The 20,567-nt window shown below is 71.5% G+C and carries 18 protein-coding genes, 1 tRNA gene and 1 pseudogene; 6 read left to right on the top strand and 14 right to left on the bottom strand.

Going from position 1 to position 20,567, the window contains the following annotated elements:
- Positions 1 to 5 precede the first annotated feature (5 nt).
- From AB0Q99_RS23120 to dnaK, 6 genes are all read right to left on the bottom strand, one after another.
- Positions 6 to 623, bottom strand: coding sequence for a hypothetical protein (locus AB0Q99_RS23120; RefSeq protein WP_051709310.1), 618 nt, complete (start codon positions 621 to 623; stop codon positions 6 to 8).
- A gap of 583 nt (positions 624 to 1,206) precedes the next feature.
- On the bottom strand, positions 1,207 to 2,193 hold the full coding sequence (locus AB0Q99_RS23115; RefSeq protein WP_363574666.1) for a helix-turn-helix domain-containing protein: 987 nt from the start codon (positions 2,191 to 2,193) through the stop codon (positions 1,207 to 1,209).
- Positions 2,194 to 2,385: 192 nt separating this feature from the next.
- The gene (locus AB0Q99_RS23110) at positions 2,386 to 2,922 is read right to left on the bottom strand and encodes a helix-turn-helix domain-containing protein (RefSeq protein ID WP_363574664.1); all 537 of its coding nucleotides are present in this window, start codon (positions 2,920 to 2,922) and stop codon (positions 2,386 to 2,388) included.
- Between the two features lie 7 nt (positions 2,923 to 2,929).
- On the bottom strand, positions 2,930 to 4,090 hold the full coding sequence (gene dnaJ, locus AB0Q99_RS23105) for a molecular chaperone DnaJ (RefSeq protein ID WP_363574662.1): 1,161 nt from the start codon (positions 4,088 to 4,090) through the stop codon (positions 2,930 to 2,932).
- A gap of 146 nt (positions 4,091 to 4,236) precedes the next feature.
- A complete protein-coding gene (grpE, locus tag AB0Q99_RS23100) occupies positions 4,237 to 4,854 on the bottom strand; it encodes a nucleotide exchange factor GrpE (protein WP_363574661.1) in 618 nt (205 codons plus the stop codon).
- On the bottom strand, positions 4,851 to 6,695 hold the full coding sequence (gene dnaK / locus AB0Q99_RS23095) for a molecular chaperone DnaK (protein ID WP_363574659.1): 1,845 nt from the start codon (positions 6,693 to 6,695) through the stop codon (positions 4,851 to 4,853). Before dnaK ends, grpE begins: the two co-directional genes overlap by 4 nt.
- A gap of 322 nt (positions 6,696 to 7,017) precedes the next feature.
- Here dnaK and AB0Q99_RS23090 point away from each other — a divergent pair, with 322 nt between their 5' ends.
- The 4 genes and pseudogenes from AB0Q99_RS23090 (at position 7,018) to AB0Q99_RS23075 (ending at position 12,934) form a co-directional block, all read left to right on the top strand.
- A complete protein-coding gene (locus tag AB0Q99_RS23090; RefSeq protein ID WP_363574657.1) occupies positions 7,018 to 9,243 on the top strand; it encodes a (Fe-S)-binding protein in 2,226 nt (741 codons plus the stop codon).
- A 352-nt stretch (positions 9,244 to 9,595) separates the two neighbouring features.
- Positions 9,596 to 10,669: pseudogene (locus tag AB0Q99_RS23085) on the top strand (NDP-sugar synthase); the annotation flags it as partial.
- 234 nt (positions 10,670 to 10,903) lie between these two features.
- On the top strand, positions 10,904 to 11,881 hold the full coding sequence (locus tag AB0Q99_RS23080) for a Yip1 family protein (protein ID WP_363574655.1): 978 nt from the start codon (positions 10,904 to 10,906) through the stop codon (positions 11,879 to 11,881).
- Positions 11,882 to 12,043: 162 nt separating this feature from the next.
- Positions 12,044 to 12,934 carry a metal-dependent hydrolase gene (locus tag AB0Q99_RS23075; RefSeq protein WP_363574653.1) on the top strand — a complete coding sequence of 297 codons (891 nt, stop codon included), beginning with the start codon at positions 12,044 to 12,046 and terminating at the stop codon, positions 12,932 to 12,934.
- Between the two features lie 79 nt (positions 12,935 to 13,013).
- On the opposite strand, the gene dcd is transcribed toward AB0Q99_RS23075, so the two are convergent.
- Together dcd and AB0Q99_RS23065 are read right to left on the bottom strand one after the other, a co-directional pair.
- Positions 13,014 to 13,589: a dCTP deaminase gene (gene dcd / locus AB0Q99_RS23070; RefSeq protein ID WP_363574651.1), complete on the bottom strand. Its 576-nt coding sequence runs from the start codon at positions 13,587 to 13,589 to the stop codon at positions 13,014 to 13,016.
- 71 nt (positions 13,590 to 13,660) lie between these two features.
- Complete coding sequence (locus AB0Q99_RS23065; RefSeq protein ID WP_030056617.1) at positions 13,661 to 13,882, bottom strand: hypothetical protein; 222 nt, start codon at positions 13,880 to 13,882, stop codon at positions 13,661 to 13,663.
- Positions 13,883 to 14,156: 274 nt separating this feature from the next.
- Between AB0Q99_RS23065 and AB0Q99_RS23060 the strand changes: the two genes are divergently transcribed.
- A tRNA-Gly gene (locus AB0Q99_RS23060) sits at positions 14,157 to 14,230 on the top strand.
- Between the two features lie 11 nt (positions 14,231 to 14,241).
- Here the strand turns inward: AB0Q99_RS23060 and AB0Q99_RS23055 are convergent.
- Genes AB0Q99_RS23055 through AB0Q99_RS23030 form a run of 6 tightly spaced genes read right to left on the bottom strand, consistent with a single transcriptional unit; the run spans position 14,242 to position 19,988 of the window.
- Positions 14,242 to 14,736: a response regulator gene (locus AB0Q99_RS23055; protein ID WP_363574649.1), complete on the bottom strand. Its 495-nt coding sequence runs from the start codon at positions 14,734 to 14,736 to the stop codon at positions 14,242 to 14,244.
- 11 nt (positions 14,737 to 14,747) lie between these two features.
- Entirely contained in the window at positions 14,748 to 15,398 is a 651-nt protein-coding gene (locus tag AB0Q99_RS23050; RefSeq protein ID WP_363574647.1) for a flavoprotein, read from the bottom strand.
- On the bottom strand, positions 15,391 to 16,395 hold the full coding sequence (locus AB0Q99_RS23045; RefSeq protein WP_363574645.1) for an LLM class flavin-dependent oxidoreductase: 1,005 nt from the start codon (positions 16,393 to 16,395) through the stop codon (positions 15,391 to 15,393). Before AB0Q99_RS23045 ends, AB0Q99_RS23050 begins: the two co-directional genes overlap by 8 nt.
- A gap of 29 nt (positions 16,396 to 16,424) precedes the next feature.
- A complete protein-coding gene (locus AB0Q99_RS23040) occupies positions 16,425 to 17,276 on the bottom strand; it encodes an ABC transporter permease (RefSeq protein ID WP_363574643.1) in 852 nt (283 codons plus the stop codon).
- Positions 17,273 to 18,136 carry an ABC transporter ATP-binding protein gene (locus AB0Q99_RS23035; protein WP_363574641.1) on the bottom strand — a complete coding sequence of 288 codons (864 nt, stop codon included), beginning with the start codon at positions 18,134 to 18,136 and terminating at the stop codon, positions 17,273 to 17,275. Before AB0Q99_RS23035 ends, AB0Q99_RS23040 begins: the two co-directional genes overlap by 4 nt.
- A 22-nt stretch (positions 18,137 to 18,158) precedes the next feature.
- Positions 18,159 to 19,988, bottom strand: coding sequence for an ABC transporter ATP-binding protein (locus AB0Q99_RS23030; RefSeq protein ID WP_363574639.1), 1,830 nt, complete (start codon positions 19,986 to 19,988; stop codon positions 18,159 to 18,161).
- Between the two features lie 247 nt (positions 19,989 to 20,235).
- Here AB0Q99_RS23030 and AB0Q99_RS23025 point away from each other — a divergent pair, with 247 nt between their 5' ends.
- Positions 20,236 to 20,532, top strand: coding sequence for a hypothetical protein (locus AB0Q99_RS23025; RefSeq protein ID WP_363574637.1), 297 nt, complete (start codon positions 20,236 to 20,238; stop codon positions 20,530 to 20,532).
- Positions 20,533 to 20,567 lie beyond the last annotated feature (35 nt).

Raw genomic sequence — 20,567 nt, 5'->3', positions numbered from 1 at the left:
GCTGCTCAGCCGGTGGCGGCGCCGGTCGGCCAGTAGCCGGGGACCGGGGGCTGCTGCCGGGGGACGTTGAACTGCTCGCCGGGCGCGGTCCAGAAGCCCTCGCGCAGGGAGAGGGCCATGCCGGCCCAGTCCAGCGCGGTCTCCACGGTGTGGTTGAGGGCCTCCTGCGACCAGGTGTCGTCGAAGACGAGCGGCAGGACGGGGGCGACCTGCTCGATGGTGGCGATCAGCGGGTTGTGGGTGATGGCCTCGTCCACGAGGAGGACGATCGGCTTCCGCAGCGCCGACGCCCAGCCCAGCTCCAGGCTCACGCCGGCCGAGAGCGGTGCTCCCACGTAGGCGAACACGAGGTCCGCGGACTGCAGGGCGCGGAAGTCGGACGGAACGCGGGGCTCCGGTGCGCGGCCGGAGATGGTCCAGGCGTCACTGTGGTGCGCGCTGTACACGGCGGCACCACTGCGGAGCAGGGTGGTGCGGAGCGTCGTCAGCCGCGTCCGGCTGGCAAGCGTCACCACACTGTCGGCCGGGCCGGTCAGCCGCATCAGCGGCGCGGCCAGGAACACACGTGCACGCCGGCCCTCAGGGGCCTGGCTGTCGTGGTGACGCAGGTAGGGCTCAGTCATGTCGACTCCGGGGGAAGGCCGACCGGTTAGGAAGTGGTGCCGGCAGGCGTTGAGATTGGTTGCTGCTTCAAGTTGTCCGTGCCCTGCTGTGGTCAAATTGACAGTGCAGCAACAGGATTCTCGACTGGTGCTGGACTATGGGGGCGAACTGATCGTCTATCAGTGGCTGTGGGTGCGTCCAGGTTTTGGCCCTGTCATCTGGATGCATGGCAGGGAGATGACGGCCCCGGCGGCACCCGGCACGTGACACCGCAACTCCGGATACGGCATCATGTGCGTTCCAGTGCTATTGATGCGGCTCGCGGAGCTTTCGGAAAGGAGAGGGCAGTTGTCCCGTATGTCTGGGCTTGTGCGTAAGGTCGCGCTTCCGGTCGCCATCGCGGCCGCAGCCTTGGTGGGTGTCTCTGTCGTCGCGGGTAGTGTCGAGACGCAGTCGGGCGTGAAGGCGGAGACCGGCCAGGCCCTCCCGATGACCCGAAGTGTCGTTGACGACATAAACTGGGGCTGATGCGTCCGCGCTCGAATGGCTGAGCGCGGTTCCTCTCCGGAGCCACTCCCGCTTGAGCGATCCTTTACCGGAACGTTACTCCGACCTCTGGTGGGAGGCGCGCCCGAGCATGTAACCGAGCTGGAAGAGCGAGTCGACGTTGTACTCCTCCCGCATTTCCGCGATGTGCCGCGCGAGTGTCCTTTCACTGATCCCCAGCCGACGCGCGATAACGCGGTGATTGGTGCCGGAGAGCAGTAGATCGACGATGGTCTGTCGCAGTCTCGGGATCACCTCGTGCGGGATGGCGGTGTCGCCGTCGAACTCGAGTGCACGACTCCAGTGTCTTTCGAAGACCTCTTCGATGAAGAAATTGATCACACCTGGGTCGTGGATGAAGGCAGCCAGATCGTCGCCGCCTACCGGAATGATGGCGACTCGCCTGTCGATGATAATGAGGCGCGCGTAGGGTTCGTCCAGCGTGCGAAACTGGTAGCCCTCCCTGGTGAGCCTCGAAACGAATTCACGAGTGGGCTGGTGGTAGCGGGTGCTGGCGTTGTAGATGCTGCGCATCGTGGCGCCCTGTTGCAGGCTCTTGAGATCGCGTTCCATGCCTGCGGCCAGCAGTTCTGGAGGGCGCGGCCCTCCCGGTTGCATGGCCAGTCCCTCGGTGATCCCCGCCGCGGTGGACTGCTGAAGGCGTTGGTTGATATGCGATTTGCCTCGCACGTATTCGATCGGACCGCCTTCCTGGGCCGAGCTGTGGAATTCTTGGGCCAGCTCGCCCAGTTCGGTGGGCAATGCCATGGCGCGCGAAAGCAGTTCGAGTGCCTGGCGTTGCCATGTGGAGCTCAGGCTGAAGGAAAGCTGGGCCGGATCGACCGCGATGAGCAGGTTCGGATCGTCACCATCGGGTATCAGGAGTCCGAGGTCGAGGAGTTCGCGGAGGGCTTCGTTCCCGTGCCATTTCGGATTCTCTGTCCTGCCGCCGTTGTGAACGGCTTTTAGGTAGAGCGCCCGTGCGTCCGAAGAAAGCAATCGTGATCCGCCGGCCGAGGGACCTGACTGTTCTCGCCCACTCATCTTCGGCTCCCTGTCATCACCGAGAAAATAGTCACCGATGTAGTCGGCTGTATCCGAGATCCTGTATCGGATTGTGGGCAGTCGGCGGCCTCCAACCGTCCCGCGCTTCGGTCCAGCACTCTCTCACATATCCACAAGCCGCCGGCACCCCCCGAACAGGAGGGGGCCGGCGGCGGTGTCCGGGCGGTCGGGTCAGCGCTTGGGGCGCCAGACGACGAGGGCGCTGGAGTGCGGGGTGGGCGGCTGGTAGGGGACGAGGTCGCGGCGGTAGGAGGCGTGGACGGCGGCCTCGCGCTGCTGGAGGGCGGTGGCGGCGCCTTCCAGGGAGTCGACCAGTTCGGCGACGCGGGACTGGAGGGCGGTGACCTGGTTCTCCAGCTCGATGATCCGCTTGATGCCCGCCAGGTTGATGCCCTCGTCCTGGGAGAGCCGCTGGACCTCGCGCAGCTGCTGGATGTCGCGCGCGGAGTAGCGGCGGCCGCGGCCGGCGGTGCGGTCGGGGCAGACCAGGCCGAGGCGGTCGTACTGACGCAGGGTCTGCGGGTGCAGCCCGGACAGTTCGGCGGCCACCGAGATGACGTACACCGGGGTGTCCTCGGTGAGGACGTACGTCGGCGGGGCCGCGGCGGCCCGGCGGGTGCGGCGGGGGCCGGCACCGGGCAGGCCCTCGCCGAGCCCGGGGCCGGGGCCGATCGGGGTGTCGGGGTCGATCGGATTCATCGGGGACATCTGGTCGTCACGCTCCCTTCGCCGCCCGGAAGAGGGCTGCTCGCGGATCGTCGGAGGCGGTGGCCTCGCGGTACTGCTCCAGGGCGTTCAGTGCGTCGCCGGTGACGTGCTGGGGCACCACGACCTCGACGGTGACGAGGAGGTCGCCGCGGGTGCCGTCCTTGCGGGTGGCGCCCTTGCCGCGGGCGCGCATGGTGAGGCCGTTGGCGCTGCCCGGGGGCAGCTTGAGCTTCACGGCGGGGCCGCCGAGGGTGGGTACCTCGATGGTGGCGCCGAGCGTCGCCTCGGGGAAGGTGACCGGCACGGTGACGGTGAGGTTGTCGCCCTTGCGGCCGAAGACCGGGTGCGGGTCGACGTGCACGGTGACGTAGAGGTCGCCGGGCTGGCCGCCGCGTTCGCCCTGGGCGCCCTTGCCCTTGAGCCGGATGCGCTGGTCGGCCTGGACGCCGGCCGGGATCCGGACCTGCATGGTGCGGGCCGAGCTGGCCCGGCCGCTGCCGTGGCAGTCGGTGCACGGGTCGTCGACGATCATGCCCCGGCCGCGGCAGTCCTTGCACGGCTCGGAGAGCGCGAAGGCGCCCTGGCCGCGGCTGACGGTGCCCGCGCCGACGCAGGTGGGACAGACCCGCGGGGTGGTACCGGACTTGGCGCCGGTGCCGTTGCAGGTGCGGCAGGGTGCCTGGCTGGTCATCCGCAGCGGGACGGTCGCGCCGTCGACGGCCTCCTCGAAGGAGAGCGTCACCTCGGTCTCGACGTCGGCGCCGCGCCGGGGCTGGGCCTGCCGGGGGCCGCCGCGGTTGAAGAGGCCGCCGAAGACGTCGCCGAGCCCGCCGCTGCCGCCGCCCGCGCCCTGGTTGCCGCTGAACAGGTCGCCGAAGTCGAAGCTGTAGTTGCCGGCAGCGCCCGGTCCGCCGGCCCGGAAGCCGCCGTTGGCGAAGAGGCTGCGGGCCTCGTCGTACTCCTTGCGGCGCTTCTCGTCGGAGAGGACGTCGTACGCCTCGGAGATGTCCTTGAACCGCTCCTCGGCCTTGGCGTCACCCTTGTTGGCGTCGGGGTGGAACTCGCGCGCGAGCTTGCGGTAGGTCTTCTTGATCTCGGTGGCGGTGGCGTCCTTGGGCACGCCCAGGACTTTGTAGTAGTCCTTCTCCACGTAGTCCTTACCGCTCACGGCTTGAGCCACCTCCCGATGTCCATCGTCACTGGGCTGTCAACGGCGGATGAGGACCCGGCCGTCGACAGAGCGCTGCGGAGCCGGCCGCCGTACTGGCCGGCGTACGACTCCGCAGCGCACTGGTTGTCAGCTGTCACAGGTTGTCAGCTGTCCGAGCCACCGTCGGACTTGTCCGCGTCGCCCGACTTCGCGTCGGTGTCGGCGACCGTCTGGGTGCCCGGCTGGGGCTCCGCGACGGCGACCATCGCCGGGCGGATGATCCGCTCGCCGATGCGGTAGCCGGGCTGGAGCACCTGCACACAGGTGTCCTCGGTGACGTCCGAGGAGTAGCTGTGCATCAGCGCCTCGTGCATGGTCGGGTCGAAGGGCTCGCCCTCCTTGCCGAACTGCTGCAGGCCCAGCTTGGCGACGACCGTCTCCAGGGACTCGGCGACGGACTTGAAGCCGCCCGTGACCTCGCCGTGCTCGCGGGCGCGGCCGATGTCGTCCAGGACGGGGATCAGGGACTCCAGGATGTTGGAGACCGCGATCTCGCGGACCGTCAGCCGGTCGCGCTCGACCCGCTTGCGGTAGTTCTGGTACTCGGCCTGCAGGCGCTGCAGGTCGGCGGTGCGCTCGGCCAGCTCGCGCTTGGCGGTGGCGAGCTCCTCCGAGGAGCCCTCGGCGGCACCGGCCGCCGCGGCTTCCTCGGCGGCCTTGATCACGGCCTCCTCGGCGGCGGAGTCGTCGCCGGGCTTGCCGCCCTGCGGCTTGTCCGTCATGCCGACGCACCGCCCTTGGGCTTCTCGTCGTCCACGATCTCGGCGTCGACGACGTCGTCGTCGGCCTTGGCCTGGGCGGAGTCACCGGCCGCGGCACCGGCGGTGGCGTCGGCGTTGGCGTACAGCGCCTGGCCGAGCTTCTGCGCGGTGGTGGAGACCTTCTCCGAGGCCTCGCGGATCTTCGCGATGTCCTCGCCCTTCAGGGCCTCCTTGAGCTCGCCGATGGCGGTCTCGACCTCGGTCTTGACGTCGCCCGGCAGCTTGTCGGCGTTGTCGGCGATGAACTTCTCGGTCGAGTAGACGAGCTGCTCGGCGGAGTTGCGGGTCTCGACGGCCTCGCGGCGCTTGTGGTCGTCCTCCGCGTACTGCTCGGCCTCGCGGCGCATGCGGTCGACCTCGTCCTTCGGCAGCGAGGAGCCGCCGGTGACGGTCATCTTCTGCTCCTTGCCGGTGCCGAGGTCCTTCGCGGCCACGTGCATGATGCCGTTGGCGTCGATGTCGAAGGTGACCTCGATCTGCGGCAGGCCGCGCGGCGCCGGCGGCAGGCCGGTCAGCTCGAACATGCCGAGCTTCTTGTTGTACGCGGCGATCTCGCGCTCGCCCTGGTAGACCTGGATCTGTACGGACGGCTGGTTGTCCTCGGCCGTGGTGAAGATCTCGGAGCGCTTGGTCGGGATCGTGGTGTTGCGCTCGATCAGCTTGGTCATGATGCCGCCCTTGGTCTCGATGCCGAGGGACAGCGGGGTGACGTCGAGCAGCAGGACGTCCTTGACCTCGCCCTTGAGGACACCGGCCTGGAGCGAGGCGCCGATGGCGACGACCTCGTCCGGGTTGACGCCCTTGTTCGCGTCCTTGCCGCCGGTCAGCTCGCGGACGAGCTCGGCGACGGCGGGCATGCGGGTCGAGCCGCCGACCAGGACGACGTGGTCGATCTCGGAGAGCGAGATGCCGGCGTCCTTGATCACGTTGTGGAACGGGATCTTGCAGCGCTCCAGCAGGTCCGCGGTCAGCTGCTGGAACTGGGCGCGGGTGAGCTTCTCGTCCAGGTGCAGCGGGCCCTCGGCGGAGGCCGTGATGTAGGGCAGGTTGATCGAGGTCTCGGAGGACGAGGACAGCTCGATCTTGGCCTTCTCGGCGGCCTCGCGCAGACGCTGCAGGGCCATCTTGTCCTTGGACAGGTCGACGCCGTGGCCGCTCTGGAAGGTCTTGACCAGGTGGTCGACGACCTTCTGGTCCCAGTCGTCACCACCGAGGTGGTTGTCACCGTTGGTGGCCTTCACCTCGACGACCCCGTCGCCGATCTCCAGCAGGGAGACGTCGAAGGTGCCGCCGCCGAGGTCGAAGACCAGGATGGTCTGGTCGTCCTTGTCGAGGCCGTACGCGAGGGCGGCCGCGGTCGGCTCGTTGACGATGCGCAGGACGTTGAGGCCCGCGATCTCACCGGCCTCCTTGGTGGCCTGGCGCTCGGAGTCCGAGAAGTACGCCGGGACGGTGATGACGGCGTCGGTGACCGTCTCGCCCAGGTAGGCCTCGGCGTCCCGCTTCAGCTTCTGCAGGATGAAGGCGCTGATCTGCTGCGGGTTGAAGTCCTTGCCGTCCAGGTTGATCTTCCACCCGGTGCCCATGTGGCGCTTGACCGAGCGGATGGTGCGGTCGACGTTGGTGACCGCCTGGCGCTTGGCCACCTCGCCGACCAGGACCTCGCCGTTCTTGGCGAAGGCGACGACGGACGGCGTGGTCCGGGCGCCCTCGGCGTTCGTGATGACGGTGGGCTCGCCACCCTCCAGAACGCTGACGACCGAGTTCGTCGTACCGAGGTCGATGCCGACCGCGCGTGCCATCGTAGATACCTCCACGGAAGAGTTGAGCTTTACGGACTCAAGGATGCATGACCCGGTGGGCAGCGTCAACAGCCATGAGCGCGGGTCGCTCAACTTTGCTGAGCCGGGCCGCGCGGCGGGCGCCCGGTGGGGTGCGCGTGGCGGGGGTGCGGTGACGTGACTGCCGCCATAGCTTGGGAACCTTCTGGAGAGCTGTCGGCGACCGGTATTGTCCGGGCCGTCGGCCCGGCAAGTTACCGACCAGTACACTCAAGTCGAAAACCGTAGAACCGCAGAACCGCAGAGACTGCTCAACCGCAAAGCCGCAGGAGACGGAGAGCCGATGCAGCTAGCAGCGATCGTCATCTCGCTGGTCACGTTCGTGATCGGCACCGCGCTCGCCGCCCGTGCGGCGCTGTACATCTACCGGGTGGTCCGCGCCGGCGCGCCGGACTCCACCCGCTTCGGGCAGCCCGCCCAGCGGGTGAAGACCGTCGCCGTCGAGTTCCTCGGCCACACCAGGATGAACCGCTGGGGGATCGTGGGCGTCGCCCACTGGTTCGTCGCCGTCGGCTTCTTCAGCCTGGTGCTGACCCTGGTCAACGCCTTCGGCCAGCTCTTCGACGCCGCGTTCGTGCTGCCGGTCATCGGGAGCTGGACGGTCTGGCAGCTCTTCGTCGAGCTGATCGGCACCCTGACCACGCTGGGCATCCTGACCCTGATGGTGGTCCGGCTGATGAGCCTGCCGTCGCGGTCCGGCCGCAAGTCCCGCTTCGCCGGCTCGATCGCCTGGCAGGCCTTCTACGTCGAGTACACGATCCTCGGCATCGGCCTCTGCATCATGATGCTGCGCGCGCTGGAGGGCGCCCTCGACGGCGTCGACTCGTACGGCCCGGAGCACCTGGTCTCGTACCCGCTGGTCGTCGCGTTCAGCGGGCTGTCGCACGGCACGCTGGTCAACCTGATCTACCTGTTCGCGATGCTGAAGATCTGCATCTCGTTCGCGTGGGCGATCACCATCGGCCTGAACCCCTCGATGGGCGTCGCCTGGCACCGCTTCCTCGGCTTCTTCAACATCTACTTCAAGCGCGAGGAGGACGGCGGCACCGCGCTCGGCGAGCTCCGTCCGATGACCAGCAAGGGTCAGCCGATCGACTTCGAGGACCCGGCCGACGACGCCGTCTTCGGCGTCTCCCAGGTCGAGCACTTCTCCTGGAAGGGCATCCTCGACTTCTCCACCTGCACCGAGTGCGGCCGCTGCCAGTCGCAGTGCCCGGCCTGGAACACCGGCAAGCCGCTCTCGCCGAAGCTGCTGATCATGAGCCTGCGCGAGCACGCCTACGGCAAGGCGCCGTACCTGCTGGCCGGCGGCGGCAAGGACATGGAGGGTGCCGAGCAGGCCACCTCCGAGCAGCTCAAGGACGTCCCGGCGGCCGCGCTGGCCGAGGCCGAGCGCCCGCTGATCGGCACCGCCGAGGAGAACGGCGTCATCGACCCGGACGTGCTGTGGTCCTGCACCACCTGCGGCGCCTGCGTCGAGCAGTGCCCGGTGGACATCGAGCACATCGACCACATCGTCGACATGCGCCGCTACCAGGTGATGATCGAGAGCAACTTCCCGACCGAGGCCGGGACGATGCTCAAGAACCTGGAGAACAAGGGCAACCCGTGGGGCATGGCCACCAAGGCCCGCCTGGACTGGGTCAAGGAGCTCAAGAAGGACACCGGCATCGAGGTGCCGGTGATCGGCGAGGACATCGACCCCGCCGAGGTCGAGTACCTCTACTGGGTCGGCTGCGCCGGTGCCCTGGAGGACCGCGCCAAGAAGACCACCAAGGCCTTCGCCGAGCTGCTGCACACCGCCGGCGTGAAGTTCGCGATCCTCGGCAAGGAGGAGACCTGCAGCGGTGACTCCCCGCGCCGCCTGGGCAACGAGTTCCTGTTCCAGATGCTCGGCGCGCAGAACGTCGAGACGCTGAACGCCGCGCTGGAGGACGCCCCGACCAAGCGGATCGTGGCCACCTGCCCGCACTGCTTCAACACCATCGCCAACGAGTACCCGCAGCTCGGCGGTCACTTCGAGGTGATCCACCACACGCAGCTGCTGCAGCACCTGATCGACGAGGGCAAGCTCGTCCCGGTCAACCCGGTCGAGGGCCTGATCACCTACCACGACCCCTGCTACCTGGGCCGCCACAACAAGGTCTACAGCCCGCCGCGCGAGATCATGGACAAGGTCCCCGGTCTGCGCCAGCAGGAGATGCACCGCCACAAGGAGCGCGGCTTCTGCTGCGGCGCCGGCGGTGCCCGGATGTGGATGGAGGAGCGCATCGGCAAGCGGATCAACACCGAGCGCGTGGACGAGGCGCTGTCGCTCAACCCGGACATCGTCTCCACCGCCTGCCCGTTCTGCCTGGTGATGCTCTCCGACTCGGTCAACGGGAAGAAGAACGAGGGCGCGGCGAAGGAGCACCTGAAGGTCGTCGACGTCGCCCAGCTGCTGCTGGACTCGGTGAAGGCCATCCCGCCGGCCGAGGCCGAGGAACGCCCCGCGACCGTGGACGCGTAGCCCCTTCGCAGTCCGGAAGCCCGCTGTTCGACAGTTCTGCTACAACTGCCCGGCCCGGTGGACGCCGCCAACGCGCCCACCGGGCCGGGCTTTTGGGCCACCGCGGTGGCTCCCGGTGGTACGGCGGGCGGACGGCGGGTGACGTCCGTCGCACAGGCGCCGGACGGGCATTCGGTTGGAAGGAAATACAGTAGGCGCCGGACCGGCTCCGTGCCGGTCGACCCGCGCCGGACGCAAGGCCGGACGGGTGCCGACCCACGCCGGCCGGACGGCCGGACGGGTCCAGAACACCGACGGAGGCATCGGCCCGCCGGGCCGGGCCGCAGAGACCACAAGGGGAACAGCGCAGACCATGACCGAGGCGATCATGCTGGTCGGTGGTAAGGGCACGCGACTGCGTCCGCTGACCACCCACACCCCCAAGCCCATGCTGCCGGTGGCCGGTGTCCCGTTCATCGCGCACCAGCTGGCCAGGGCGGCCGCCGCCGGCGTCACCCGCGTCGTGCTGGCCACCTCGTACCTGGCCGAGGTGTTCGAGGACCACTTCCAGGACGGCACCCCGTACGGCATCGAGCTGGTCTACCTGACCGAGCGCGAGCCGCTGGGCACCGGCGGGGCGATCCGCAACGCCGCCTCCGGCCTGACCTGCGGCCCCGACGAGCCGGTGCTGGTCTTCAACGGCGACATCCTCTCCGGCGTCGACATCGCCGCCCTGCGCGACGGCCACGTGGCCGCCGGGGCCGACGTCACCCTGCACCTGACCCGGGTCGAGGACCCGCGCGCCTTCGGCCTCGTCCCGACCGACGGGAACGGGCGGGTGCTGGAGTTCCTGGAGAAGCCGGAGACCCCGGAGCAGATCGTCACCGACCAGATCAACGCCGGCTGCTACGTCTTCACCCGGTCCGTGATCGACCGCATCCCGGCCGGCCGCGAGGTCTCCGTCGAGCGCGAGACCTTCCCCGAACTGCTGGCCACCGGCGCCCTGCTGCGCGGCGTGGTCGACACCTCGTACTGGCTGGACCTCGGCACCCCGGGCGCCTTCGTCCGCGGCTCGGCCGACCTGGTGCTCGGCAAGGTCGACTCCCCGGCCGTCCCCGGCCCGACCGGCGACGCCCTGCTGCTGCCCGGCGCCACCGTCCACCCGGGCGCGGTGCTCAGCGGCGGCACCGTGGTCTCCGCGGACGCGGTGGTCGAGGCCGGCGCGATCGTCGAGGGCAGCGTGATCCTGCCGGGCGCGGTGATCGGCCCGGACACCCTGGTCAAGGACTCGATCGTGGGCGCCTACGCCACCGTCGGCGACCGCTCGGCGCTGGACGGCGCGGTGATCGGCGACGGCGCGATCGTGGAGTCGGACAACGAGCTGCCGAACGGCATCCGGATCGCCTGCGGCACCCTGCTGCCGGTCGGCGCCGTCCGGACCTCGGCCGGCCCGGGCGGCTGCCCGGCCGGCACCAGCGCGGCGGCGGCGGTGCACGGCCCGTCGGTCACCGCGCAGCGGTAGGGCGCAGCGGTAGTCGGGCCGTGCGGCGCCAGCGCAGCGCTCGATCCGCGCCGGAGCGCCGGGGCGGCTTTCGGCCCCGTTCGTCTCAGCCTCGCTGCAAACCGGCCCCGGCTTCGTCCGGGGCCGACGGGGCCCGGGTCGGACGGGTACCTTCGGAGCGTGGCTGGTAATCGATACGACAGCGGTCAGGGCGCCGACCGCCCGCACGGTGGGTGGTCGGCCCCTCCGCCGCCGCCGGGGGTGCCCGGGGGGCAGGGGCGGACGGACGGGCCGGAGTACTTCACGGCCCCGCACCCGGGAGCCGCGGGCGGGCCCGAGGGGACGGCCGGCGGCGGGTTCGACCCGTACGCGGCGGACCGACCGGGGCACACCCGCGCCTTCCCGGCGGGCGACCCGTACGCGGGCGGTGGCGGCCCGTACGGGCAGGAGCCGCCGTACCCGGGGTACTACGACCAGGGGCAGTACCCGGACCAGGGGCAGTACGAGCAGTACCCGCCGGACGGCTACGCCCACGGGCAGCAACCGCCGCCGTACGGCCAGGACAACGTCGCCGTCTACCGGGCCGGCGGCCAGTCGGCCCCGCACGTCGCCGGCCCCCGGCCGCACTGGCGCGAACTGTTCGTCGGCCTCTTCCGCACCCCGACCGCGATGTTCGACCGCACCCGCGACCACCAGGTCTGGCTGCCCGCGCTCACCGTCTCGCTGCTGTACGGCGCGCTCGCGGTGCTCGGCATCGGGCTGACCCACGACGACGTCGTCGACTCCACCTTCGGCGTGGCGCTGACCGGCATCCTCGCCGCCGCCGTCGGCTTCACCGTGGCCGGCGCGGTCTTCGGTGCGGTCACCTACGCACTGGCCCGCCAGTTGGGCGGCGACGGACCGTGGAAGTCGACCGTCGGCCTGGCCGCCCTGATCGGCTGGCTGACCGACGCGCCCCGGCTGCTGCTCGACCTGGTGCTGCCCTCCGGCAGCGTCGTGGTCCAGGTCGTCGGCTGGGCGACCTGGGCGCTCTGCGCGTACCTGCTGACCGCCATGGTCCGGCGGCTGCACGACCTGCCCTGGGGCAAGGCCGCCGCCGCCTCGGCGCTGCAACTGCTCGCCCTGCTGGTGCTGATCAAGCTGCCGACGCTGGGCTGAGCGGCGGGCTGACCGGCGGGCTGAGCGGCGGGCTGAGCGGCGGGCTGAGCGGCGGGGTCGACCGGCGGCGGGCCGACCGGCGGAGGGCAGAATGGTGGACGGGCCGCGGCCGAGCGCCGGGGCCCGTCCACCCTCTTCGCCCCACGTCCACCGGAGCCAGGCATGACCCTCCCCACCACCCACGTCAGCTTCCCGGCCGGGGCGGTGACCGGCGAGTCCCCGGTGCTCGCGGTGCACCCGCTGGCCGACGGCCGGTACGCCGTCGTGACCGGGGCGACCCCGTTCCACCCGCTCGACCACACCTGGCCCGACCAGCCGGCCGACCACGGCACCCTCACCGTGGACGGCACCGAGTTCGCCGTGGTCGACTGCCTGACCGGCGCCGTCGGCCCCGAGGACGACACGCTGCTGGTCGGCGCCGACATCCCGGTCCGGCGCGGCGACGAGGAGTGGTCCTGGCTGGTCCTGCACGTCCTCGACACCGACCCCGGCGACCTCACCGGCCGCACCGCAGCGCTCGCCGTCGACGCCGGCCGCCGGGGCGCCCTCAGCGCCTCGCACAGCGGCTGCCACCTGCTCGCCCTCGCCCTCAACGCCGCGCTCGCCCCGCGCTGGCGCAAGGACCCGGGCCGCTCGGACGCCTTCGGCAACCCGGACTTCGACAGCCTCGCGATGGCGAGCTCGGTGATGGACACCGAGGCCAGCACCGACACCTACCGGCTCGGCAAGTCGCTCAAGAAGAAGGGCTTCACGGCGGACGCCACCGAAGAGTTCCCCGCCCTGGCCGACGCCCTGCCCGCCCTCACCGAGGACGTCAACGCCCGGCTCGCCGCCTGGGTCGCCGCCGACGCCCCGGTCCGCATCGAGGTGCCCGGCCCCGAGCTGACCGCCCGCCGCCAGTGGCACTGCGAGCTGCCCGAGGGCGGCGCGCAGATCTTCTGCGGCGGCACCCACCTGCACCACCTCGGCGAGCTGGCCGAGCTGCGCACCGAACTGCGGCTGTCCGAGGACGGCACCGAGCTGGTCGCCGTCACCAGCCCGAAGCGCGCCTGAGGAAACGCAGCGGGCGGCCACCCCTCGCGGTGAGGGGTGGCCGCCCGTCTGCGTGCGGCTCCGAGGGTTCGTCCCCGGCTCAGACCCGGCTGCGGTGGAAGTTCAGGTACGAGCGGGACGGCGTCGGGCCGCGCTGGCCCTGGTAGCGCGAGCCGTAGCGCTCCGAGCCGTACGGGTGCTCCGACGGCGAGGAGAGGCGGAACAGGCAGAGCTGCCCGATCTTCATGCCCGGGTACAGCTTGATCGGCAGCGTCGCGACGTTCGACAGCTCCAGCGTCACGTGGCCGCTGAAGCCGGGGTCGATGAAGCCGGCCGTGGAGTGGGTGAGCAGGCCCAGCCGGCCCAGGCTCGACTTGCCCTCCAGGCGGGAGGCCACGTCCTCGGGCAGCGTGATGACCTCGTACGTCGAGGCCAGCACGAACTCGCCGGGGTGCAGGATGAACGCCTCGTCGCCCTCCGGCTCGACCAGCCGGGTCAGGTCCGGCTGCTCCTCGGAGGGGTCGATGTGCGGGTACTTGTGGTTCTCGAACACGCGGAAGAAGCGGTCGAGGCGCACGTCGATACTCGACGGCTGGATCATCGCCGGGTCGAACGGGTCGATGCGGACCCGGCCCAGGTCGATTTCGGTCCGGATGTCCTTGTCAGAGAGCAGCACGCTTCGAGGTTACGTGCAAGAAAGGGCCCCGGACGAATCCGTCCGGGGCCCACCCATCCGTCCGCCCGCCGTCAGGCCAGGAACTCCGCGGCCTCCAGCCGCATCGCCTGCGCCAGTTGCGGCTCCGACAGCTCCCGCACGTCGGCCAGCACCGAACTCCGCAGCCGTCCGCACTGCGGACAGCGGATCAACCGCCCGGGCCCGAGCCGGCCCGGACCGAGGTTCTGCATCGGGAACGTGGTGGTGCTGAACAGGTGCCCCTCGGCACAACGAACGACGGCGCGCTGCTCCATCGATCCCCTTCCCATCCCTAACCCAGTACTCACCCGTACTCGCACACCCGGCGGCCGAGCCCCGGGACAGCGTCACATTAGGGGATGTTCCGGACATTCCTCACCGTGGCTCGCCGCCCCGACCCCACCCACCGGAGCACTCGTACGCGGCCCACACAGTACGCCTCCGCACCCACCCCCACCCGGCACCGCCGCGCCCCGGACCCCTCGTGCAACCACGGTCACGGATGGGGTACAGTGACACTGGATCGAGCGGTCTCTGACGGCTCATCAGGCGGGCGTAGTTTAATGGTAGAACATGAGCTTCCCAAGCTTAGAGCGCGAGTTCGATTCTCGTCGCCCGCTCCAGTAGGACCAGATCAGGGCCGGTTTCCGTGGTTACGGGGACCGGCCCTTCGGCGTTCCGGGGCCGGGTGGGGGTCGGTGGGGGCGGCGTCGGCGATCAGGTCGGGGTGGGTGTGGCAGCGGCCGGGGGGTGGGGTGCGGAGGGTGGCGGCGAGGTCGGTGGTCGGGGTGGTCTTGGGGAGGTAGCCGCGTGCGCCGGCGGCCAGGGCGCGGGTGAGGGCGGTCGGGTGGGGACGGTCGGTGAGCAGGACGGTGCGGGTGTCCGGCAGCAGGGTGCGGAGGGCCTCGGTGACGCGGATGCCGTCGAGCCCGGGCAGGTCGAGGTCCGCCAGGACGACGTCGGGGCGGTGCGCGACGGCGAGTGCCAGGGTCTGCGGGCCGGTGGCGGCCTGGGCCGTGACCTCGATGTCGCCCTCCGGCAGCAGGGCGAGCAGTGCCGTCCGCAGTGCGCGGGTCCGGCGGTCGTGGTCGGCGAGCAGCAGGCGGATCCGGGCCTGGGGGCCGGTCACCCCGCGGCCGGTCACCCCGCGGCCGGTCGGCCGAGGGCGGCGAGGGCGGCCAGGGCCTCGGGCAGCGGCGCCGCGGTGGAGGCGTCCATCCGGCCGGTGGTGACGCTGTAGCCCGCCTGCGGTGGCAGCACGGCGATGTTGGGCCGCTTCGCCAGGGCGTCGAGGTGCCGGAGGTAGGCGGGCGACTCGGCGCCGCCCGGGGGCAGGGCCGGGGCCAGCACGATGGGCGCCCGGGTGCAGTGGAGGGCGAGCAGCACGGGGGTGTCCGCGAGCCCGAGGGCCAGCCGGGCGATGAAGTGGAAGCTGGCCGGGTAGACCACCACGCCCTCCGCCCACTGGGCGAGGTCCACGTGCAGGGCGGTGGTCTCGGGCTCCTGCGGCCAGGCGTCCTGGAGGACCTGCTTCCCGAGGATCGGTGACAGCGTGACCCGGCTGACGAAGCGCTCGGCGGTGCGGGTGAGGACCACCTTGGTGTCGACGTCCGGGTGTTGGAGACGCAGCCAGTTGAGCCAGAAGGGGAGCGAGGCCACGCCCAGCGAGCCGGTGCCGACCAGCAGCAGCCGGCCGACGGGCGACGCCGGGGTCGACTCCGGGCCCGACTCCGGGCCCGACGCCGGGCGGGGTGCCTCCCCGGGCGGCTCGCCGGTGACCGGATCAGCCATGGTCGGCCGCCCCCTCCGCGTCGAAGATCTCCTCCAGGTCGGCGATCGCGGAGTGCACCCCCTCGGTGAGCATCACCCCCGCCGGGTTCAGGATGACCTCGTCCACCCCGCAGTTCCGGTAGTGCCGGAGCGCCTCGGCGATCTCCTGCGCGGTGCCGGTCACGAACACCCCGGACCGCAGCAGGGCGCGCGCCCCGGCCTTGGGGTCCGAGGCGTCCACCGCCAGCCCGGCCTTGCGCAGCATGTCGGTGTAGTGGGCGGCCCCGAGGTGGGTGCCCGCGCCGCGGAAGGCGACCTCGTCGATGTCGCGGCCGGGGCGGGCCAGGGCGACGTGCACCACGGTGGCGACCCGCGGTGCGGCGGTGCCCGACTCGGCCGCGCCGGCGGCGAGTTCGGGCAGCAGGGTGTCGCGGACGTAGTCCGGCGGGGTCATCCAGGTGATCGCCACGTCGGCCACCCCGCCCGCGGTCCTGGCCATCCGGGGCCGCAGCACGCCGAGGCCGATCTCGACCGGCGGGGCGTGGAACGGCTGGAGCCGGGTGTCGACGTCGTGGTACCGGCCGCGGTGCCGGACCGGCTGTCCGGACAGCAGGGCGCGCATGTCGGCGGCGAACTCCAGCGCGGCGGTGCGCGGGCGGTCGTACGGCTCGCTCCGCACCATCCGCTGGAACTCCGGTGCGCCCAGGCCGATTCCGGCCACGAACGGCTCGCCGGTCAGCGCGGCCACCGAGCGGGCCTCGACCGCCGCGAGGTACGGGTGCCGCAGCGGGGCCAGCGCGACGCCGGTGGCGCAGGGCAGCCTCAGGCCCATGCCCGCCAGCGCGGCGAACACCTGGTGACTCTCCACGGTGAGCGACTGGCCGATCCACAGGCGGCGGGCCGCACGGCGTTCGACGAAGCGGGCGAGCGGGACGACCTGATGGATCGACGAGGGCTGGAGCGGGTAGACCACGGCGGTCTGGTGGGTGGCCGACGAGTCGGCGTCGTGCGCGAACACAGCGTCTCCGGAGGGGGCGTGGAGGAGGATCAGCGGGCGGGGGCCACGGTCGAGCGCAGGCGCCGCTCGGAGAGCCGGCTGCCGGACTCCTTCCGGGCCATCCGGAACAGCAGACGGGGTGCGAGCAGCAGCCCGAGGACGCACCAGGCGGCGAGCACCCCGAAGGTCTCCAGGTGCTGCCAGCCGCCGGCGGCCTCGGCGACCGCCGCGCCGTCCGGCATGATCGCCGAACGGACGCCCTGGGCCATCCACTTGATCGGGAAGAGGTCGGCGGTCCGCTGGAGCAGCCGCGGCATCACCGTGGTCGGGAAGAACACCCCGGAGACGGCGACCAGCCCGTACAGCGGGATCATCACGACGGCGAGCGCCTCCCGCGGGTTGGGCAGCACGGCGCCCACCGCGGCGCCCAGCGCGCTGGCCCCGACCAGTCCGAGTCCCAGGACCCAGAGCAGGGTGGCCCACTGCCGGACGGACCCGGGCAGTGCGGAGCCGACGAACAGCGCGCCGCCGACCAGGAGGACCGCGGCCCCGACCCCGACGACGAAGGCGACCACGCAGACCTTGCCCAGCAGGTACGCGGGCATCCCGCCGGGCGTGCCGCGCATGCGCAGCAGCGTGCCGTCCTCCCGCTCCGAGGCGAGGATCTGGGCGAGCGTGGTGATCCCGGTGAGCGAGACCAGCGAGGCCAGGCCGCCCGCGATCACCAGCTGCGCGGCCGGCACCGTGGTGCCGGGGACGGGGTGGTCGGTGAACCCGGCGAACACCAGGAAGATCGCCGGCAGCGACAGGTGGGAGAACCACTCCCGCTTGCTGCGCAGGATGTGCCGGACCTCCAGGCCGCCCCGGTGCAGGCCGGCCCGGAGCGTGCGGGATGCGTTCACTGGGCGTCCTCCTGGTGGATCATGCGCAGATAGGTGTCCTCGAGGGTGGGGCGGTGGACTTCGAGCCCCGGGACCGGGCCGCCCAGGCGGTTGTGGAGCGACCAGACGAACCCGGAGGGGTCCGCGGTCGGCTCGCTGCGCCGCACGTCGTCCTCCAGCCAGCGGACCTCCGCCCGGGCCCGGATCGACTCGGCCAGTTCGGCGGTGGTGCCGCAGGCGGCCAGCCGGCCCCGGATCAGGATGGCGATCCGGTCGGCCAGCCGTTCGGCCTCGGCCAGGTCGTGCGTGGTGAGCAGGACGGTCATGCCCTCCTCCTGGCTGAGCCGTTCCACCAGCTGGTGGAACTCGCGCCGGGCCACCGGGTCGAACCCGGTGGTCGGCTCGTCCAGGAACAGCAGCTCCGGCCGGCCGAGGATGCCGAGCGCCACGTCGAGCCGGCGGCGCTGGCCGCCGGACAGCTGCGCGGACGGCTGCCGCGCGTGCTCCTCCAGGCCGACCAGCCGCAGCACCTCGGCGGGGTCGCGGGGGTCGGCGTGGTAGCGGGCGAAGTGCTCGATCAACTCGCCGACCCGCCACCGGGGGTGGTCGCGCCAGGACTGCATGACGATGCCGATGCGGCCCCGCCAGTCGGCGTCCGGCCGGTCGGGGTCGCAGCCGAGCACGCGGACCTCGCCGCCGGAGCGGCGGCGGAAGCCTTCGAGGATCTCGATGGTGGTGGTCTTGCCCGCGCCGTTGGGCCCGAGCAGCGCGAGCACCTCGCCGCGCGGGATGTCGAGGTCGACGCCGTGCAGCGTGTCGCGGCTGCCGTAGCGCATCCTCAGGTCGCGGACCCGGATCGCGGGATCGCGGTGGGGGGTCATGGGGCGTGCACCTCTCGGGTGGTCAGGCGGGCTGGAGTTCGCGCCGGTGGCCGGGCTGGTGGCCGGCCTGGTGGCCGAGCTGGCTGGTGACCAGGTCCCGGTACCGGCCGCAGCGGGCGAGCAGGTCCTCGTGCGGCCCGACGTCGACCACCGAGCCGTCGTCGAGCAGGACGACCCGGTCGGCGTGCAGGACGGTGGAGAGCCGGTGCGCGACGACGACGACCGCGCGGCTCCCGGCCAGCGTGTCGACCAGCTCGCGCAGGCGCTGCTCGTTGATCGCGTCCAGCTGCGAGGTGGGCTCGTCGAGCAGGATGACGTCCGCGTCGGTGAGCAGGACGCGGGCGAGGGCCAGGCGCTGGCGCTGGCCGCCGGACAGGTCGGTGTCCCGGCCCAGGACGGTGTCCAGGCCGTCGGGCAGCCGCAGGACGTCCTGGCGCAGGCCGACCCGGTCGAGCGCGTCGAGCAGGGCGGCGTCCCCGAGCGGCTCGGTGGCGCCGAGTTCGAGGTTCTCCCGGACGGTGCCTTCGAGCAGCGTGAACGCCTGGTCGACGTAGGCGATCCGGCGGCGCAGCTCGGTCAGCGGCCAGTCGTGCACGTCGCGGCCCAGGACCCGGATCACGCCCTGCCGCGCGGTGTCGAACCGGTCGGTCAGGGACAGCACGGTGGACTTGCCGGCACCGGAGGCGCCCACCAGGGCGGTCAGTCCGCGGGCCGGGGCGCTGAAGGAGAGGTCGCGCAGCACCGGATGGGCGCCGTGCGCGAACGAGACGCCCACGAACTCGACCGCGGCGGCGCCCGGCACCGGCTCGGTCCCGGCGGCGGACCGTTCGTCGGCGTCGGCGTCGGCGTCGGCGTCGGCCTCGGCCCCGACCGGCTCGGCGGGCAGGGCCAGCAGCTCGTCGAAGCGCTGCTGCGCCGCCCGGCCGGCCTGCAGCCGGCCGGCACCGGTGGCGACCACGGTGACCGGGGCGACCAGCTGGAGCAGGTAGAGCAGGAAGGCGGCGAACTCGGGCACGCCGAGCTGACCGCCGGCGATCCGCGCACCCCCGCCCAGGATCACGCTCACCAGGGCGAGTTGCTGTCCGAGGTTCAGCACCGGGGTGATCAGGGACTGCAGCCGGGCGCCGTCGAGCGCGGAGGCCGTGAGCCGCTGCGCCTCCTCCGACAGGCGGGTCGCGACCCCGGTCTCGGCCCGGTACGCCTTGACCGTGGGCAGGGCGTCGAGGGCGGCGGTGAAGCGCTGGGCGAGTTCGCCCAGCGCGCTCTGCTGGGTGACGAAGTTCCGCCGGACCCTGATCATCACGATCCCGATGACGGCGCCGGCCAGCGCGAACGAACCGATCGTCACCAGCACCAGCACCCAGTCCAGCAGGCCCATCACCACCAGGGTGGACAGGACGGTGAGGGCGGCGATGGGCAGTTGCACCATGCCGACGTCGACGATCGAGCGCAGCACCATGGCGTCGGAGGTGATCCGGGCGACCAGGTTGCCCGGCCCGGCCGCGCGCACGGTGGTCAGCGGCAGGCGCAGGGTGTGGGCCATCACCCGGTCGCGCAGCCGGAGGATCAGGAACTCGCCCAGCCGGGCGAGTTGCCAGCCGGAGACGGTCGCGGCGACCGCGCCGACGAGGGCGAGTCCGACCATGACCGAGACGGGCCGCAGCAGGCCGCTGTGCCGGGCGAAGGCGGTCAGCACGTCCTTGACGACGATCGGCACGGCCAGCGTGGTCGCGGTCGAGACCACGGCCAGCAGGACGGCACCGGCCAGCTTCAGCCGGTCGCCGCGCAACAGGTCGGTCCACAGGCGAATTCTCGGCGGGACGGCTGCTGGGTGTTCGGGTGATCCGGGCATGGTGCGCGTCCTCGTCATTCGGGGTCGGAAAGCCGACGTCGATTTCGGCGCGACCTTTCTAGCAATTGTCGAGCGGCCGAAGAATGGCGTTATTGGGGTGAGCGGACGCTGGGCAGGCCACCGTGCGGCGCGGCGCAAATATGGCCCAGGTCGGGCCGCCGCAAAGTTGGGCGACCTCGGGAACGCGGGGTTCGTTTGTCCGTTTATGTCTTCTGGTGAGCGGATTGCACCTGGGGGATGTTGCTGCATGCAGCTAGCTGCACACGGCATCGGCTGTACCCGTCCGCCGCCCGCTCGGCAGTATTGGGGCATCGAAGGGAACGCGTCGAAAGCGCTTCCGATCCGAAGAAAAACGGGGGGAACAATGAAGGGAATCATCTCTGCTTTCGTGGCCACGACGGTGGCCGTGATCGCCACTGTCGCCACTGCCGCCGCGTGCGGAGCGGTCGTCGTGCAGAACGCGGTGGATTCCGCCGCGTCGGTCGGCCCGTCGGCCTTCAAGGTGCCGGTCGCCGTCGCGTACGACACCGCCTGGGGCAGCTGATGCCGGCCGGCGCGGCACCCGACCGGCGCGCGCGC

Source organism: Kitasatospora sp. NPDC086791, from assembly GCF_040685975.1.
Classification (GTDB): Bacteria; Actinomycetota; Actinomycetes; order Streptomycetales; family Streptomycetaceae; genus Kitasatospora.
This window is presented reverse-complemented; position numbering and strand designations above follow the sequence as displayed.

Coding starts and splice junctions, on each gene's coding strand:
- AB0Q99_RS23120 (WP_051709310.1), bottom strand. CDS start 623: ATGACTGAGCCCTACCTGCGTCACCACGACAGCCAGGCCCCTGAGGGC.
- AB0Q99_RS23115 (WP_363574666.1), bottom strand. CDS start 2,193: ATGAGTGGGCGAGAACAGTCAGGTCCCTCGGCCGGCGGATCACGATTG.
- AB0Q99_RS23110 (WP_363574664.1), bottom strand. CDS start 2,922: ATGTCCCCGATGAATCCGATCGACCCCGACACCCCGATCGGCCCCGGC.
- grpE (WP_363574661.1), bottom strand. CDS start 4,854: ATGACGGACAAGCCGCAGGGCGGCAAGCCCGGCGACGACTCCGCCGCC.
- dnaK (WP_363574659.1), bottom strand. CDS start 6,695: ATGGCACGCGCGGTCGGCATCGACCTCGGTACGACGAACTCGGTCGTC.
- AB0Q99_RS23090 (WP_363574657.1), top strand. CDS start 7,018: ATGCAGCTAGCAGCGATCGTCATCTCGCTGGTCACGTTCGTGATCGGC.
- AB0Q99_RS23075 (WP_363574653.1), top strand. CDS start 12,044: ATGACCCTCCCCACCACCCACGTCAGCTTCCCGGCCGGGGCGGTGACC.
- AB0Q99_RS23065 (WP_030056617.1), bottom strand. CDS start 13,882: ATGGAGCAGCGCGCCGTCGTTCGTTGTGCCGAGGGGCACCTGTTCAGC.
- AB0Q99_RS23050 (WP_363574647.1), bottom strand. CDS start 15,398: ATGGCTGATCCGGTCACCGGCGAGCCGCCCGGGGAGGCACCCCGCCCG.
- AB0Q99_RS23035 (WP_363574641.1), bottom strand. CDS start 18,136: ATGACCCCCCACCGCGATCCCGCGATCCGGGTCCGCGACCTGAGGATG.
- AB0Q99_RS23030 (WP_363574639.1), bottom strand. CDS start 19,988: ATGCCCGGATCACCCGAACACCCAGCAGCCGTCCCGCCGAGAATTCGC.
- AB0Q99_RS23025 (WP_363574637.1), top strand. CDS start 20,236: ATGCAGCTAGCTGCACACGGCATCGGCTGTACCCGTCCGCCGCCCGCT.